This is a genomic window from Shewanella sp. SW32, assembly GCF_025653365.1.
Taxonomy (GTDB): domain Bacteria; phylum Pseudomonadota; class Gammaproteobacteria; order Enterobacterales; family Shewanellaceae; genus Shewanella; species Shewanella oncorhynchi.
The window spans coordinates 25,215-41,295 of the sequence record NZ_JAKKSJ010000005.1 but is presented as its reverse complement, the minus strand read 5'-3'; the positions used below and the strand labels follow the sequence as shown (position 1 = coordinate 41,295).

The 16,081-nt window shown below is 43.5% G+C and carries 12 protein-coding genes; 7 read left to right on the top strand and 5 right to left on the bottom strand.

What is annotated here, in order from left to right; all coding sequences use genetic code 11:
* Positions 1-46 precede the first annotated feature (46 nt).
* Both L5M28_RS03905 and L5M28_RS03900 read right to left on the bottom strand, forming a co-directional pair.
* Positions 47-778 (bottom strand): LytR/AlgR family response regulator transcription factor, encoded by a 732-nt coding sequence (locus L5M28_RS03905; protein WP_105250908.1) that lies wholly within the window; start codon positions 776-778, stop codon positions 47-49.
* A complete protein-coding gene (locus L5M28_RS03900; RefSeq protein ID WP_287478759.1) occupies positions 772-2,445 on the bottom strand; it encodes a sensor histidine kinase in 1,674 nt (557 codons plus the stop codon). The genes L5M28_RS03905 and L5M28_RS03900 overlap by 7 nt, the downstream gene beginning before the upstream one ends.
* Positions 2,446-3,029: 584 nt before the next feature.
* Between L5M28_RS03900 and L5M28_RS03895 the strand changes: the two genes are divergently transcribed.
* The 7 genes from L5M28_RS03895 (at position 3,030) to L5M28_RS03865 (ending at position 10,541) form a co-directional block, all read left to right on the top strand.
* Complete coding sequence (locus L5M28_RS03895; RefSeq protein ID WP_263202558.1) at positions 3,030-3,953, top strand: pirin family protein; 924 nt, start codon at positions 3,030-3,032, stop codon at positions 3,951-3,953.
* A 283-nt stretch (positions 3,954-4,236) separates the two neighbouring features.
* Positions 4,237-5,283, top strand: coding sequence for a PAS domain-containing sensor histidine kinase (locus tag L5M28_RS03890; RefSeq protein ID WP_263202556.1), 1,047 nt, complete (start codon positions 4,237-4,239; stop codon positions 5,281-5,283).
* The gene (locus tag L5M28_RS03885; RefSeq protein ID WP_131524531.1) at positions 5,284-5,967 is read left to right on the top strand and encodes a response regulator transcription factor; all 684 of its coding nucleotides are present in this window, start codon (positions 5,284-5,286) and stop codon (positions 5,965-5,967) included.
* Positions 5,968-5,999: 32 nt separating this feature from the next.
* Entirely contained in the window at positions 6,000-6,701 is a 702-nt protein-coding gene (locus L5M28_RS03880; protein ID WP_113941209.1) for a potassium channel family protein, read from the top strand.
* Position 6,702: 1 nt separating this feature from the next.
* Positions 6,703-8,067 carry a TrkH family potassium uptake protein gene (locus L5M28_RS03875; protein ID WP_131524530.1) on the top strand — a complete coding sequence of 455 codons (1,365 nt, stop codon included), beginning with the start codon at positions 6,703-6,705 and terminating at the stop codon, positions 8,065-8,067.
* A gap of 846 nt (positions 8,068-8,913) precedes the next feature.
* Positions 8,914-9,549, top strand: a complete 636-nt coding sequence (locus L5M28_RS03870; RefSeq protein WP_263202554.1) for a hypothetical protein — start codon at positions 8,914-8,916, stop codon at positions 9,547-9,549.
* The gene (locus L5M28_RS03865) at positions 9,549-10,541 is read left to right on the top strand and encodes a DUF262 domain-containing protein (RefSeq protein WP_263202552.1); all 993 of its coding nucleotides are present in this window, start codon (positions 9,549-9,551) and stop codon (positions 10,539-10,541) included. The genes L5M28_RS03870 and L5M28_RS03865 overlap by 1 nt, the downstream gene beginning before the upstream one ends.
* Positions 10,542-10,769: 228 nt before the next feature.
* Here the strand turns inward: L5M28_RS03865 and L5M28_RS03860 are convergent, their stop codons facing one another.
* From L5M28_RS03860 to L5M28_RS03850, 3 genes are read right to left on the bottom strand one after another with little or no spacing between them, the layout of a single operon-like run.
* Positions 10,770-12,023 carry a TniQ family protein gene (locus L5M28_RS03860; protein WP_263202551.1) on the bottom strand — a complete coding sequence of 418 codons (1,254 nt, stop codon included), beginning with the start codon at positions 12,021-12,023 and terminating at the stop codon, positions 10,770-10,772.
* Positions 12,016-12,792 carry a M48 family metallopeptidase gene (locus L5M28_RS03855; protein ID WP_263202549.1) on the bottom strand — a complete coding sequence of 259 codons (777 nt, stop codon included), beginning with the start codon at positions 12,790-12,792 and terminating at the stop codon, positions 12,016-12,018. Before L5M28_RS03855 ends, L5M28_RS03860 begins: the two co-directional genes overlap by 8 nt.
* The gene (locus L5M28_RS03850) at positions 12,789-16,067 is read right to left on the bottom strand and encodes a type I restriction endonuclease subunit R (RefSeq protein WP_263202547.1); all 3,279 of its coding nucleotides are present in this window, start codon (positions 16,065-16,067) and stop codon (positions 12,789-12,791) included. Before L5M28_RS03850 ends, L5M28_RS03855 begins: the two co-directional genes overlap by 4 nt.
* Positions 16,068-16,081: the final 14 nt, after the last annotated feature.

Sequence of the window (16,081 nt, the reverse complement as noted above, 5' to 3'; positions counted from 1 at the left end):
CGATCAATTAAGGCATGAAATACAGATCTGCAGGAATGAATGACAATTACAGCCTCATCAGCTGTCGAAAAGCCTTAATATTACTACGGCTAACGGGCACCTCGAACGACAAATCATGCAACCTAATCAGGTAAGTACTATTGAACCAAGGCACGATTTCGCGGATCTTGTTGATATTGACGCAATAGGAACGGTGACAGCGGAAAAAGCCCTCAGCGGGCAAGCGGCTGACAAACTCGCTAATGGTCATCTGCATCACATAACGGTCGGTGCGGGTGTACACATAGGTGAGTTTTTCATCGGCCTCGGCATAATAAATTTGCTCGCAGGGCGTAACGATAATCCGCTCACCTTTGACTAAATTCACGGTTCGACTGGTGTTACTCGCGGCCTCATGTTGCGGCTTTGGTGCTTGCCGCCCCACCTGTTCAATCTTCTGCAATAAGCTGATGATCCGCGGTTCATTGTAGGGCTTGAGAATATAGTCGAAGGCTTCGAGCTCAAACGCTTCTACTGCAAATTCTTTATAGGCAGTAACAAACACCACATGGGGAGGATGAGTCGATTTATGCAGATTCTTCGCCAACAAAAGGCCATCGATGGACGGTATTTGGATATCCAAAAACACCACATCGACCTCGTGATCCTGCAAATATTTAAAGGCCTCTAAGCCATCCTCGAAGCTAGCCACTATGTCTATCTCACTGTGGCTCTTCACTAAATACTCTAGCTCCTCACGGGCAAGATATTCATCTTCAACTATGATGGCTTTTAACATACTTGCGCCTCATTTTCCGGTAAGTAAAAACTGACTTCAGTCCCCGGTTCGAGCCGTTTAAGCTGCAAACCTTCGCCGTACAATAACTTCACTCTCTGGTGCACATTCATCAGCCCAATACTGCTACTTTCTACACGGCCAGCAGCTACGCCATCAATCACCTCTTGGCGGATCCCATAGCCAGTATCGCGCACAGCGACGCGAATACCTGCATCGAGTTTTTTCACTTCTATCGTCACTCTACCCGGTGCACTGCGCGGCTGAATGCCGTGCAAAATGGCGTTTTCCACCAGCGGCTGTAACAAGAGGCAAGGTACACAAAAATGCACATCGTCGACATCGAAGATCACTTCAAGCTTGTCACCAAAACGCGCCTGCTCGATCGCTACATAATCACGGACTTGCTTCACTTCTTCTTGGATATCAATCAGCTCATCGCCTTTAGCCAAGTTATAGCGCAGATAATCGGCCAGATTAGCAATCAACTGTCGCGCCTGCTGTGGCCGAATACGGATCAAAGAAGAAATCGCATTGAGGGCATTAAATAAAAAATGTGGATTAATCTTGCTCTGCAACGCCGTAAACTCCGCCTTGCGGGTCATCTCTTGCAGTTGCTCGATACGCGACACTTCCATCTGGGTCGAAATTAGCTGCGACAAACCCACAGCCATCTCCCGCAACGAGCTAGTGATACGATAGGTATTGCGATAGTAAATCTTCAACGTGCCACTCACAGTGCCGTTTTCGCGCAGCGGGATTATGATGACCGAATGAAAATCCGATAAATGATATTGGCGTAAGTCATTGTTAATAATGTTTTGATCTTGCTCTATCGCCCTTTGAGTCATTTCGCTAATCGCTTGATGACCATCGACCTCGTAGTAATCTTTACCAACGCCCATATAGGCTAATACATCGCGAGTATCGGTAATCGCCACAGCATCGGCATGGATTTCATTACGGATCACAGCGCACACTTGCTCTAAGGCATGGCGATCAATCTTGCGGAAAAAGGGTAAGGTTTTATTGGCAATATCCAGCGCGAGCTTGGCCTGCTTAGCGGCAATCAACTCTTTCTCATCGTCGAGGTCCTGCACTAGCTTGATAATCAGTCCGATACACACAGTGCCCGCAATCATGGGATAGGCAATGTGACTCACAATCTCAACGCCCACCTCGTGTGGCTCTGTCAGCAACCAAATCAACAACATGGTCAGCGTTTCGCACAACATGCCCGCCGCAATGCCATAAATCCACAACTTAGATTTGGGACATTTGTAATAAATCCACGTCGCCATAAGGCCGGCAATAATGCTAGCGATTAAACACGGAATAGAAGTATCACCATCCATATCAATAAGATATCTATGCAGCCCCGACAGCACACCCGCAGGAATACCAACCCAAGGGCCAAATAGAATCCCGCCAGAAATAATTGCGATAATCCGCACGTTAACCAACGCGCCTTCAACCTCAATGCCGGTATAAGTACTAAATACTGCAAATAAGCAAAATATCGCCGCCACAGAAACCAACTCTGCGGGGGTATGATTACGCTTTTGGAATAAACGCTGAAACGGTCGAGTGCGGGTTAAAAAAAACAGGGTCATCAGCATCAAGGCTGCCCGTTCAAATACCGCCAGTAACATCATTTGATTTTCGAGCACGCTTTCTCCTTGATCTATCACGCTGAATCACAGCCCAACGTTATATTTACCAATGATATATTTATGAGTGTTAAGCCTGTACGCTGAATGGATTAGGGTGAAGACAGGCTTTGCCGCCAACACAAGCTCCCATAAAAGATAGACTCGATTTTGCAGATCCAACGTAAGACATGGATGATAAAAATCACCGAGCCCCAAACTTGTCAAACACTCGTATTTAGGCTCGAGTAAAACATCAAACGCTAATGCCCACATAAATACAGGCTTGCTAAAGTAAAGGACAGATAAAAGTCCCATTCACGCGGGCTCAGTCACACATTCGTACTTGAATTAGGCTATCAAAGTGTATCGAAGGACAATTTGAAGAACCTAAAACACGTTAAGTTAACCACTAAAAAGTGAAATTGCCCTCTATCAGGTCACTGCCACAATTTGCAAAATCGACTGGAATACCCGAAGCTAAAACCTTCGGCTCGAATGCAAGATGAGATCACCCCCATGCGAGATTCTAGGTTCACACTTAGCAGCACTGAACCGAGCCAAACTGAACTGAGCATGCCCTAGTAATGGAATAAGGAGCGAACATGAGTGAACTAAAAGCACAGTTTTATGGTGGCCCTAAGGAATGTCCTATTGAAAATGGCCGCATTCAAGCTCAACGAATTGCCCCAAAAATCAGTGATGTCGGCGGCATACCTGTCGCACGGGCTATTCCCCAAAAAGAGCGCCGCCTTATCGGCCCTTGGTGCTTTCTCGACCATATTGGCCCAATCACCGACGGCCCGCAGTTAAACGTCGGCCAACATCCACACATTGGATTGCAAACCTTTACTTGGATGCTCGAAGGCGAAATCATGCACAGGGACAGCCTCGGCAGTGCTCAAGTGATCCGCCCAAAACAAGTTAACCTGATGACAGCCGGACACGGCATAGCCCACACCGAAGAGTCGATAGCGGGCCATCACACTATGCACGCAGCCCAACTATGGATTGCCTTACCACTGGAACACAAAGATACCACTCCGAGATTCGATCACTACCCAGAGCTGCCGACTTGGCTCGAAGCGAATATCGAATTCACCCTACTGATTGGCAATTGGCATCATAAACAGGCGCCCACATTACACTTCTCACCTATCGTTGCCATAGATCTGTTTGCCGCCCATGACGCTGAACTCACTCTGAATCTCGACCCTAGTTTCGAATATGCCCTCATGCCACTGGAAGGCCGCTTCCAAATCGAGGATGACAGTTTTGATAATAACCACCTCGCCTACCTTGGCATGCTACGCGAAACCATCACCATAAAACTCGAGGCGGGTTGTCGCATACTGCTGATTGGCGGCGCGCCATTGGCTGATCCTGTCAGCATTTGGTGGAACTTTGTTGGCCATAGCAAAGATGAAATAGTCAAAGCACAGGCAGATTGGGAAGCCGAAGATCCCCGCTTCGCCGCCGTTACTGGCTATAGTGGCAAACGCTTAGTGCCCCCACCAATACCTTGGTGATGCTTAGCTCAATGACGGGCGGGTCAATGACTCAGGGTTAGTGGTTGGATAGGCACTTTGGCATCTTACGTAATGGCCTGCGCCTAGGTTAAGGCTTACAACATGAGTGTATGCGGTAAGCCTTATCATTTACCCAAAGTGTGATGTGAACAAGCTCGAGTTTTCTAAGCTGAGTGCAAGCTAAGCCACTCACAAGGTTACAAATTTTACGACATTTTTACGCGCTATCTTAAAGTGCCTTTGCTAAAGTACAGGCACTTTCTTTATATGCGTCTTTCTATTCATGACTTCATCCATAGCGGCTCCCATGACACAATACTGGCGTTCGCACCCGACTTTATTTACCTTCATAGTGCTAGTGACGGCCATTTTCAGTAGCGCCTTTATCGATCACTTTTCACACTCGACTATCGCCGTACTGCTGATTTTACAATTGGCCGTAGTGGCCGTAGCCCTACAATGCAACGCCAACTTGGCCTATTTTGCGGCAGTATTTGAGGCGACCAGCTTTAATTTTCTATTTACCACACCACGTTATTCACTCCAGATGTTTAATCTTGAGGACATTCTCAATCTCAGTGTGTTTCTGCTTGTCGCCCTCACCACCAGCAAATTAGCCGAACACTATCGACGTCAGCAAGATGCTCTCGAACAAGCTCAGTTACGCAACAGTATTTTGCTGTCGGTTTCCCACGATTTACGCACCCCACTCGCCACTATCATAGGCACGCTCACCACCCTAAAGGAATACATGCCTAAGCTCAGCCCAGACCAAAAGGATGAGCTGATTGATAGCGCGGCGGCCGAAAGCCATCGCCTGCACCAATATATCGAAAACCTGCTGCAAGCCACTAAGTTACAACACGGCGCACTCAAATTTAGCTTGAGTGAAGACGCAATAGTGAATGTATTGCACCAAGCTATTGCCCGTTTTCCAGCCACGCAGCCGCGTATTATCATCAAGAGTGACGCCGATCTACCGTCACTGATGATCTGCAGTTCATTGATTGAGCAAGCTATTTTTAATGTATTGGATAATGCGCTGCGCTATTCGCCTTCTGATAAGCAAGTCATAGTAAAGGCGTATCAGCAGGGCGATGCATTATTGTTAGATATCCAAGATGAGGGTCTTGGCATAGAACCCGCTCAAGCGCAGGCAATTTTTGAACTCTTTTATCGCCAGCATCCCTCAACCGATAGCGGCTCGGGCCTTGGGCTTGCTGTTGCTAAGGGCATAATTACCGCCCATGGTGGCCAGATCAGCGCCGAACCTGTCGCTCATGGCAGCCTTATTCGTATCGCATTGCCGATAAAAAAGGGAGAGGAATAAATGGCTTATAAGGTGCTGGTCGTCGATGACGAAGCGCAAATCCACACTTTTATGCGGATATCGTTAGAAGCGGAAGGATTCGAATATCATGGCGCCGCCTCGATTGCGTCAGCCCTAGCGCAATATCATGCGCAGCAGCCACACGTGTTAGTGCTCGATCTTGGCCTACCCGATGGTGATGGCATCAGCTTGCTGCAAACCCTACGTCAGAGTGACAAAGTGCCTGTGCTTATCTTAACCGCCCGCGATCAAGAGGAAGAAAAAATTCGTCTTTTGGAAGCAGGCGCCAATGACTATCTCAGCAAGCCATTTGGGATCAGGGAGTTAATCGCTCGCATCAAGGTTTTAGTCCGCGATTTAGTCGATGAACCGCCATTAAGTGATTTACTGCAGTTTGGCGCACTTAAGTTGCAAAAAAGTACCCACCAGCTTTGGCTCGATCAGCAAGAAATCGCCTTAACCAAAAAGGAGTTTGCCCTGATGGAGACCTTAATGTCTCACCCTGGTCAGCTCGTTAAACAAACTGAATTACTGCGGGATATTTGGGGTAAAACCCATCAAGAAGACAGTCATTATCTGCGGATCTTAGTCAGTCAGTTACGTAAAAAACTCAATGACAGCAGCGAGCAGCAGCTCATTAAGACAGAAGCGGGCCTAGGTTATCGCTTAACAAACAATAGATAAGTATCTGTTATAAATTAGAAAAGGATATTTTAATGGCACATTTTACCGTTATTGGCTTAGGGCGATTTGGTGTCGCCGCTAGCCTAGAATTGATCCACTTAGGCCACACGGTCACTGGCGTGGATAGTGACCCTAAAATGGTGGAAAAATACGTAGAAGACCTAACCGAAGCGGTTATTTGTGATTGTTCCGACGAAGCCGCACTACGTGAGCTAGATCTCGCAAACAGTGAAGCCGTACTGGTCGCAATTGGCGAAGATATGCAATCAAGTTTGCTGTGCACCTTGGCACTGAAAAATCTAGGCGTAGAAGTCATTTGGGTCAAGGCCAGCACTAAAGCGCATCACACTATCGTCTCTAAACTCGGCGTCGCCCGCATCATACATCCAGAGGAAGAAATGGGCATACGTGTTGCCCAGTCACTCAACTATCCTATGGTGAACAATTTCCTGCCGATTGGTGATGGTCTCTATGTGGTCGAAATCCATATCAAGCCTCACCTTGATCAAACCACTGTCAGCCAACTCCTCGGCGCTGCACAGGATGATGTTAAAGATGATGTAAAAAGCAATGTGATACGTAATCCTAAAGGCAAAGTCGCCGCCATTATGGTTAAGCGGGATCTGACGGTTTTCAGCAAAATTGATAGTCAATTTATCCTGCAAACGAATGACGCCTTACTGCTCTGCGGTAGCCGTACTGAGCTCAAATACCTAGCGCCAAGGTTGGTGTAACTTGGTTCAATGGCATCCCTCCATCATGGCGATTGAGCATAAACCCAAATCGAGTAAAAAGCTGTTAGGCGCACCGCCCTTCATCCTAAGCGTGAGCTTTGCATTATTGATCATCTTAGGCACTTGCTTACTCAAACTGCCCATAGCAACCGAATCGTCTATTACGTGGCTACAAAGTCTGTTCACGGCCACCTCGGCAGTAACAGTGACAGGGCTGGTTGTTGTCGATACTGGCACTGTTTTTACGCCCTTTGGGCAAATCGTCATAGCGCTGTTAATTCAATGCGGTGGACTTGGGCTGATGACCTTCGCCATTGTCACCTTGATCGCCATTGGCGGTAGAATTGGTTTTTTACACCAAACAGTCGCAAAAGAGGCTTTTAATCAAACAGATACATCGACTCTAGTGTCAACGGCAAAATCAGTGTTAGTGTTTTCCTTACTGGTTGAAGCCGTAGGCATGGCCATTCTTTCCGTGTACTGGAGTCAGGAACTTGGTTGGCAAACCAGCTTATTCCACGGTTTTTTCTACACCATCAGCGCCTTTAACAACGCAGGTTTTGCCCTCAGTGCCGACAGCCTAATGCCCTATGTTGCCGATCCTGTCATTAATCTCACCATCACAGGCCTGCTCATCATAGGTGGCCTCGGATTTTCGGTGTGGATAGATCTTCGTAGGAACAAACGTTGGTCAAAACTCAGCGTTTACAGCCGCATGATGATCACAGGCACTATGATTATCAACGCCGTCGCCGTGATTGCGATTTACTTTATTGAGTACAACAACCCCAATACCTTGGCGCCCTTAAGCGAACTCGGGAAATGGTTAGCCTCATGGTTTCAAGCCGTGACACCGCGCACCGCAGGCTTTAATACACTAGCAATTGACCAACTCGAAGATGGTACAACACTACTCATGCTGGTATTGATGTTTATTGGCGGCGGCTCATTAAGTACCGCCAGCGGTATTAAGGTGGTCACCTTTATGGTGCTCATCTTGGCAACTTATGGCTATTTACGCCGCGATGAAGCTATTTATGTATTTAAGCGCGAGATCCCCAAAGACACTGTCAGCAAAGCCTTGGCGCTAACCATGATCTCCATTGGCGTCACTTGGCTAGCCATCTTCGCACTGGTATTAAGTGAAAACGCACCGTTAATTGATATCGTCTTTGAGGCCGTATCGGCACTGGGCACAGTCGGTTTGTCCCGCGGTTTGACAGGCAACTTAACTACTCTAGGCCAAGCCATCATCATTTTTATAATGTTCATGGGTCGCCTAGGCCCACTCGTACTCGCCTACTTCCTCGCCAGCCCAAGGACCAAGAAACTGCGCTACGCAGAAACCAAACTGGCGATTGGTTAGACGGCAGGCACTGCAAAAACACCATAGTTACAATCAGTTTAGCTGTGGGCGATCAGCAACTGGCACAAGGGGGCGTTAATGTAATAGTTAGCGTGCCCACTTTTTGTTTCGTTAAAAATCCGCAATCGACCAGTTGCTCTAAATATTTAGTGGGCCAGTAGTAAGCAAAGCAAACGAGTCTATATAGATAAATTTCGCTCTTTTTTATACTTAAGAGAGTCAATATGTATAGTTTTCCTCAAAAATTATACATGACGGAGAAAACACGTATCGTTTTTCAAGTTTTCTATACATCACATCTATCTAGTTCAACTCATGGATAAGTTTGTTAACCACTGACTAATGCTTAAAAATCTATGACTATTCAATCGCTGTAGCTTCTTAATCCATGATGTTCATGGGTAGCCTCAGCCCACTCATGATCACCGACTCCCTCGTCAATCCAAGGGTGAAAAAACTGCGCTATGCAGAAACAAAACTGACGATCAGTTAAAAAGATTGGTTGGACTGCAGGCACTGCAAAATGGTTAATGCCGTCCTTGCAACGACTCACCACGAATGGCCGCAGCTACAGGAGAGTTATGCAATTGTATTTCTATCACTTGGTTTTGAGTCGATATCTGTGCGTTTTATATCAAACCTCTAAAGATAAAAAACATTTAAAAATAATCACTTAAAAATTATCACTTCTAGGAAATAGATTTGGAAAACGAGCATGCAAAATTTCCCTGATAAATTATTGTATTTGAAAAACAATCGAAAGCTGATAAGTTCAATGTAATACAGACAGTTAATGTGCGCACTTTTACTGACCTAATGAGGTAAAAGCATATTCGCACTAATAGAATGTTAGAAGCAAAAGGAATAATTGTGCATCTTGAAAATTTTATGGAACAGTTAAAAGAACAAGATACGATTGAAAAACAATATGATTTCTGTAGAAAATTTGTTCTTCATGGAACTCCTCATGTATTTAGTGGAAGAGATAATGACTTTTATGAATTTAGAAAGAAGATCGCATATAAGTTCAATATTCCTTTTCATGAAATTTATATCACAGGATCAGGAAAATTAGGCTTCAGCCCTTTTCAACTTAAAAAATTTGATTATGATTCTGATATCGATGTAGCCATTATCTCACCTAGTTTATTTGAAAAAATTATGAGAGATATTTCTAAGTACCAAATGTCATTTCGTAAAGCTCGTACTGTTGTTCGTCAAAGTGAACTAGAGATGTACCACCAGTTTTTGGAATACGTAGCTTTAGGTTGGATTAGGCCAGATAAACTGCCAATTTCATTTCAAATGAAAACATTTAAAAATGATTGGTTTGATTTCTTTCAAAGTATGTCATATGGGAAATCTGAAGTTGGTAATTATAAAGTAAATGCAGGTGTTTTTAAGAGTTACGAGCATCTTGAAGATTATATAGTAAGTGGATTAATAGACATTAGAAAAAGTCGAATTTTAAGGAGAAAATAATGGCATATCAAATAAAACCTTCTGTAACCAATCCTACAATTGCTGATATCTATGAAAAAATTGAAGATAACAAGTTGAATTTATCGCCTGATTTTCAACGTAAGTTTGTGTGGACTCACGAGCATCAAGAACAATTCTTAGACACTATATTAAATGGTTTCCCGTTCCCGGAAATATATGTTTGCCAGGGTGACATTGATACAAAAAAGCTAAGAACAAGCCAAAAAGTAATAGATGGTCAGCAACGCTTAACTACAATTAAAAACTATATAGAGGATTCTTTTGATAAACCTTTGACAATTGTAAAAAAATTCGATGACTTAGAAGAAAATGAACGTGAAGAGTTTCTCTCCTATCAGATCGTTGTAAGAGATATCGGAAAAGTTGATGATTCTCTGGTGAGAGAAATATTCAGACGTATTAATTTAACTAAATTTAAATTGTCTGATATTGAAATTCAAAATGCTATTTACGATGGTAAATTTATTCAAACGGCTAAAGAATTGTCAAATGAGGTAGGGCTAGAAGAGTTTGGTGTTTTTCACGATTCAGAGTTTACTCGGATGGCAGACGTACACTTTTTTCTTCAAGTTATGTCTACGCTGGAGCGTGGAGGGTACTATCATCGGGATAATGAACTTGAGAAATGTATTGCAGAGTTTAACGAGGAATATCCTAATTACCATAAAATAAAATCTTTGATTTTAAATGCAATTTCAATTGTTAAATCGTTAAATCTAGATGTAGATTCAATTTGGTTCAGGAAATCAAACTTCTTTACGCTAATTGTTGAAATTTGCATGATTATAAATATCCCATCTAACTTTAAAGATAACTTACTATCTTTTGAAGAAAATATACTTAAAAACAAGCATACAAAAGACAATGATTTTGGAATTTATTATGGCTACATGTACGCAGGTACAAACAATAGAAAATCTAGGGTCACTAGATCAGAGATCTTTAGAAATACAGTATTAGTTGACTTCTAACATATTACTCAAACGGAAAAAGTAGCTGGCCTCTGCTCATTTCGAGCTAATTTTAGCCAGCTATTTTATTGCAGCTTAGCAAAACGTTATCAATAAAATAAACTCAATTAAACCAGATAGTCCGTAGCCTAAATTTCATTATTATTATACAAGCTAGAGACTTGATTAGGAACAATAAAGTTTGTACACTAAATCAAGTTTGGAATAATAAAGTTTGTACACTAATAATTAAGAGGGATGACAAACTTTGTTTAACTGAAAATTTACCTCCTCAAGATATTTCTTATCGTTATCAGTAACCTTTGGATAAAGATCGATAGCTCCCCATATCGACTCCTTTCTAGCTCTTATCGGTCTGCCCTGCATTGATATTCTTGCCAATGTATAAGAGTTTTCAAATAACTTCTTAAGGGTCAATTCAGTTGCATCTACATTGAAAGTGCCTTGATGTGTTTTCATAATGCAAGACTTTGCAGTACAAGTACCACAATCCCTCTCTGAACGCTTTGCAAAGATTTCTCGGAGAACTCCTTGTTTTCTTGGCCCCAACTCCAAACCGATAAGACTGACTTCATTAACCATGAACGAATTTAGTAATGCAGACTCATATTCTGCACAAAGCAGAAAAATACTCGCAAAGTCTCGCCTGTAATCAAATTTATAAAGTGTATAATAAGCAAAAAACTCTGCTTTCCTGGAGGTATATCTCTTATATAACGGATCAAGAACAAAATATTGATGTGTGACTTTTGCGGAAAAATTCCTCAATACTGTGTTTTCGAATAATGAATAATTATCATAGACCCATCGAGCAAAAACTGCCATCAAACATCCTGGAGCAAACTTAATCGGAAATAAATACCGCCCCGTTTTATCCCATGAAAGTTTTCTATAGTTATTGCTAACCTTTTCAGATTGAACCTTTAAAGTAATCGCATGTTTACAATCTTTTCCACTAAACAAGCGCTGCACGGCTTTTAACGTTTTAGAAAATCCCAACTCAGGTAGTTCTTTAAGTGGCTGACCATGAATAAGACATACATTTGAACAATCCCAAAAGTAGCGAAAATACCCATAACCAACACTATTAATCCCCTCTTTTATACAAGATAAGCAATATCTCACTCCCCTTGTAGGCATTGCACGCTCTCTCGCTCTTCGACCACCAAAAAATGTAGACTCGATTCGGTAGGTATATTCAGCAGGATTGTCAAAAAGACTGTTGCCATAGCCATCAACCGACAAATTCATATCTATTGTTTCTAGCAAGACATGGTCAGGATAGCGAGAGAAAAGATGCTCATATCCCTTATGGACAAATGGACTAACTATCCATCGGCCTAGGTCATTGATAATACCAATGGGCTTGACATTAGGGTCATACGCTAACAATGTTCGCAGTAAGGTACTATGTATAGATTCGTCATTGGGAACTTGCTCACGCAATAATTGAGCTAATTCAAAATCGAAATTTTCACTCATTCAAATACAGCTCCGCCATCCCATCTAGACGGCTTTTAACTTCTTTCCAATTGGGCATAACGCTTGTCAGTAAACGCCAAAAGCGCTCGCTATGGTTGTGTTCTGCAATGTGGCAAAGCTCATGCAAAATCACGTAATCAATACACTCTTTAGGCGCTTTGATAAGGTGGGGATTCAGCATTAACGTGCCTTTAGCTGAACAACTTCCCCACTGTTTAGTCATTGGTAAAACACGAAAACTCGGCACACCATCCACCCAAGGAGTTTGAGCAAGCAGCACACTTAAACGATCGTGGAAAACTTTCTTTGCTCTGACGCTATACCAACCTGACACCATAGCTTTAGTCATCGCGGCTTTGTCATTATTGAAGCGCATCAAGCTAACCTTTAGTTTGCCTCGTTCTATCTTAACAGAATGTGCTTCATCTAGATTTTCAATGACTTTAAGCACGTAACGACGACCCAAATAAAATTGCATTTCACCGCTGATGTATGCTTTGGGCTGCACGTATAACAAATGATTGCGAAACTCCTTGAGCGAATCGTAAACCCAACGCGCCCGTTTCAACACTGCTTCATGGATATATTCCCGCTTAGCATCATCCGGTGCTGTAACTACGATTTCACAATTAGGGTGTACCTTGATTGCAATTTTTCTTGGCTTATTTTCCGCAAGTGGTTTACGGACCACTTCATAGGTCACAGCTTCATCACCATAAATAAAGCTGTACTCCTCTTTATTATCCTCAGTAGAGTTTATAGAAGTCATGCTTGAAAACTTGCCAAGCCAAGACGAGTAATTTGAATAACATCAGCTAAAACCGCTTTTGCCTTCTCCATTCCAACAGCTTTGAACAGTGCAGGCAGTAACTCTCGGCGAATCTGGTTTTCTATTTCACTAGGGTTAATTGAGTATTCAGCAACAGCCGCGGTAACCGCAGCATCAATCAACAGCGCATGCTCAAATCGCTCATCCTCGCTAAGCGAACTTTCATGACCCACATTCTTGAGGAACAAGCCATAATAAGCTTGGACATGGCGCCTAATTTTCGGGTTAAGCTCTGCAAAGCGATCGTTAGGCATCCCTTCAACCTGGCGTTCCTTTACTTGCTCTTCAAAATCAGCAAATAGAAGATATTGCTTAACAGGCGCATCAAACATCTCTTTGGCTTGTTCAATTGCCTTTTTGAGGAGATTAGAGAAATACTCCTGTGCGTAAGGGTCATCCGCTAAATCTTGCTCAATCATTTTAGTTACACGTCCAGTGATGACGTCTTTCTTATTCCGAGCTTCATCATCAGTCATGTCTTCTGGTTTGGCGGCTTTTCCCATATTACCGACCAAATAAGCGCCGTCAGGCTCTTTAATTTCGACCCCTGCAATATGCTTATCTAACAAACCGCGAATATCTTCGGCATATTGATCATAATCAACCGTCTCTTCAGCATCTTCACGAACTTGTTTGCGAAGTTCAGACATGGATTTCAGCGTCTTTTTATACAAATCACGCTTATCATCAAAGCTCTTATCATCAAAGTACGTTGCTGATTGCAGCGCTACCTTTAAACAGTTGGCGAACAGTGTCAGTGCCGAATAGAAATCTTCACGCTTTTTCAGATTAGTATCAATCAGTTGACCATCAATGGTTTCAATCTTAGGCGTCAGAGCTTGGCGTAGCGCCTGACCATCTTGCTTGTTCTTCACATCATCAAAGATTGCCCACAGGTCGCGATACAAACTTGGCAGCTTCTTGTATTCTGTATCCATCCGGCTATATAAGCCTTTGAGATCGTCAATGTCGAAGCCGCCTTGAGTTCGCTCTGCCAGTTCTTGGTAATCAGCAATAGTGGAATCTAACTCTTTGAGGATTCCACGATAATCGATCAGATAACCAAATTGCTTTTTCTGATGTAGACGGTTAACTCGAGCAATGGCTTGGATTAAGTTATGCTGTTTCAGTGGCTTATCGATATAAAGCACTGTGTTTTTCGGCTCATCAAAACCTGTCAGTAGTTTATCAACCACTATCATAATGTCTGGGCCATCATCACGACCAAAGGCTTCGATGATCTGTTTGGTGTAGGTTTTCTCGTCCATATTACCTACGTTCTCTTTCCACCAATTCTGCACTAAGTCTTTGCTTTCACCATCAACGGTATCGTGACCTTCGCGTGTGTCAGGCGGAGACATCGCAACTACGGAAGTGACTTTGCCAATCTTATCCAATTGCTTCTTGTATTGGATTGCAGAAGCTTTTGAGTCACACGCTAATTGGCCTTTTAGCCCTTGGCTTTTAAAGTTTTGGAAATGGTCTGAAATGTCATAGGCAATTAACTCCAAACGCCCTTCGGTTTGGTAGATCTGGCCTTTTTGTGAGAACTTTTTCTTCAGGTCAGTACGCTGCTTTTCCGAGAGCTTATCTGTTGCTCGGTCAAACCAGGCATCAATCGCACGGTCGTTGGTGCTGAGTTCAGGAATACGTTCTTCATACAACAATGGGGTGACCGTTTGGTCTTCGACCGCTTGCTGCATTGTGTAGGAGTGAATGATTTTTCCGAACTTGTTCTCGGTCTTATCATCTTTCAGCAGCGGCGTCCCTGTAAAACCAATGTATGCGGCCTTGGGTAGAGCTTGCTGCATAAAGATATTGTTCGAACCGTTTTGGCTGCGGTGGCCTTCATCGACCAACACAATAATATCGGGGCTATCGTTGTAACACTCAGGTAAAGTGATAGCCGTACCGAACTTGTTAATGATAGAAAAAATGATCCGCTCATTTCCCTTACCAATTTGTTCAGCAAGGCGTCTGCCCGTAGTAGCCATCGCATCTTTCTTGTCTCTATCCGATAAGGCACCGCCAGAGGCAAATGTACGGGCTAGTTGATCTTCCAAATCTACTCGGTCTGTCACTATCACAACTCGGCACTTTTTAAGCTCCTCAAGCCAAATTAATGCCTTTGAGAGGAACACCATGGTGAAGGATTTACCCGAACCAGTGGTATGCCAAATCACCCCACCGTTACGCGCCCCCTTTCTCGCACCTGATAATGAGTCGTCGAACGAAGTGACTCTCTCAATCAGCGCCTTAATGCCAAATACCTGCTGATAACGAGCAACAATCTTGCCCGCTTTTTTATCGAATAAAGTAAATAGCCGCGCCATATCTAACAGGCGATCATGTCGCAGTAGTGAAACCAATAAGCGGTCTTGGTCCGTCACGACCAGCTCTCCACCTGCAATCAGAGATAAATACTCATCGCACAATTTGGCAGGACGGTGGTTAAACAACAGGTCGAGTTTGTCTTGTGCTAACTGAGTGTTTTTCAGACGTTCAAAGGTCGCTTCGGTAAGCTTTTCCTCTTTCCATTTTGCCCAAAATTTACTGGGTGTGCCGCAAGTGCCATATAGGCCTTCTTTGCCATTTATTGAAAGTAGCAGTTGGCAATAGGCAAACAGATGAGGAATTTCATCATTCTTCTGATTACGAATATTTTGCGAAATACCTTCAGCTACCGTCGGTTTACCTCCATGAGATGAATCAGGTCGTTTAGCCTCTATCACCACCCAAGGCAACCCATTAACAAAACAGACAATATCAGGGATGCGTTTACCTGTGCCGTGTGTGTTTTCAACTTCCATCTCTTCGGTGAAGTGGTACTTGTTATTGGCTGGCGTCTCCCAATCAATAATTTGGATAGTTGGATTGGCTTTTTTGCCCTCGATAAACTCAGTCACAGTAATGCCATAGGTTAAGGCATTGTAGAGCTTTTCATTTGCGGCATTTAAGCCAGCATTCATCGCTGGCGCGGCCAACTCTTGAATGATTTTATCAATAGCAGAATCCGTGAGTGGATAGTCCTTCCCGAGAAATGTATGGGTTTTGTGTTTCAGCACACTGCGCAAGACATTAGGTAGAATCACCGATGACATGCGGCCACGCATCGCCAAGCATTCCGCAGGCGGAATAAACTGGTAGCCAAGGTTAGTGAGCAAGGTGAGAGCAGGTATTTTAGCGCTGAACTCTTCTGTGAAATTTGCAATCATAATATGCCCTTAGC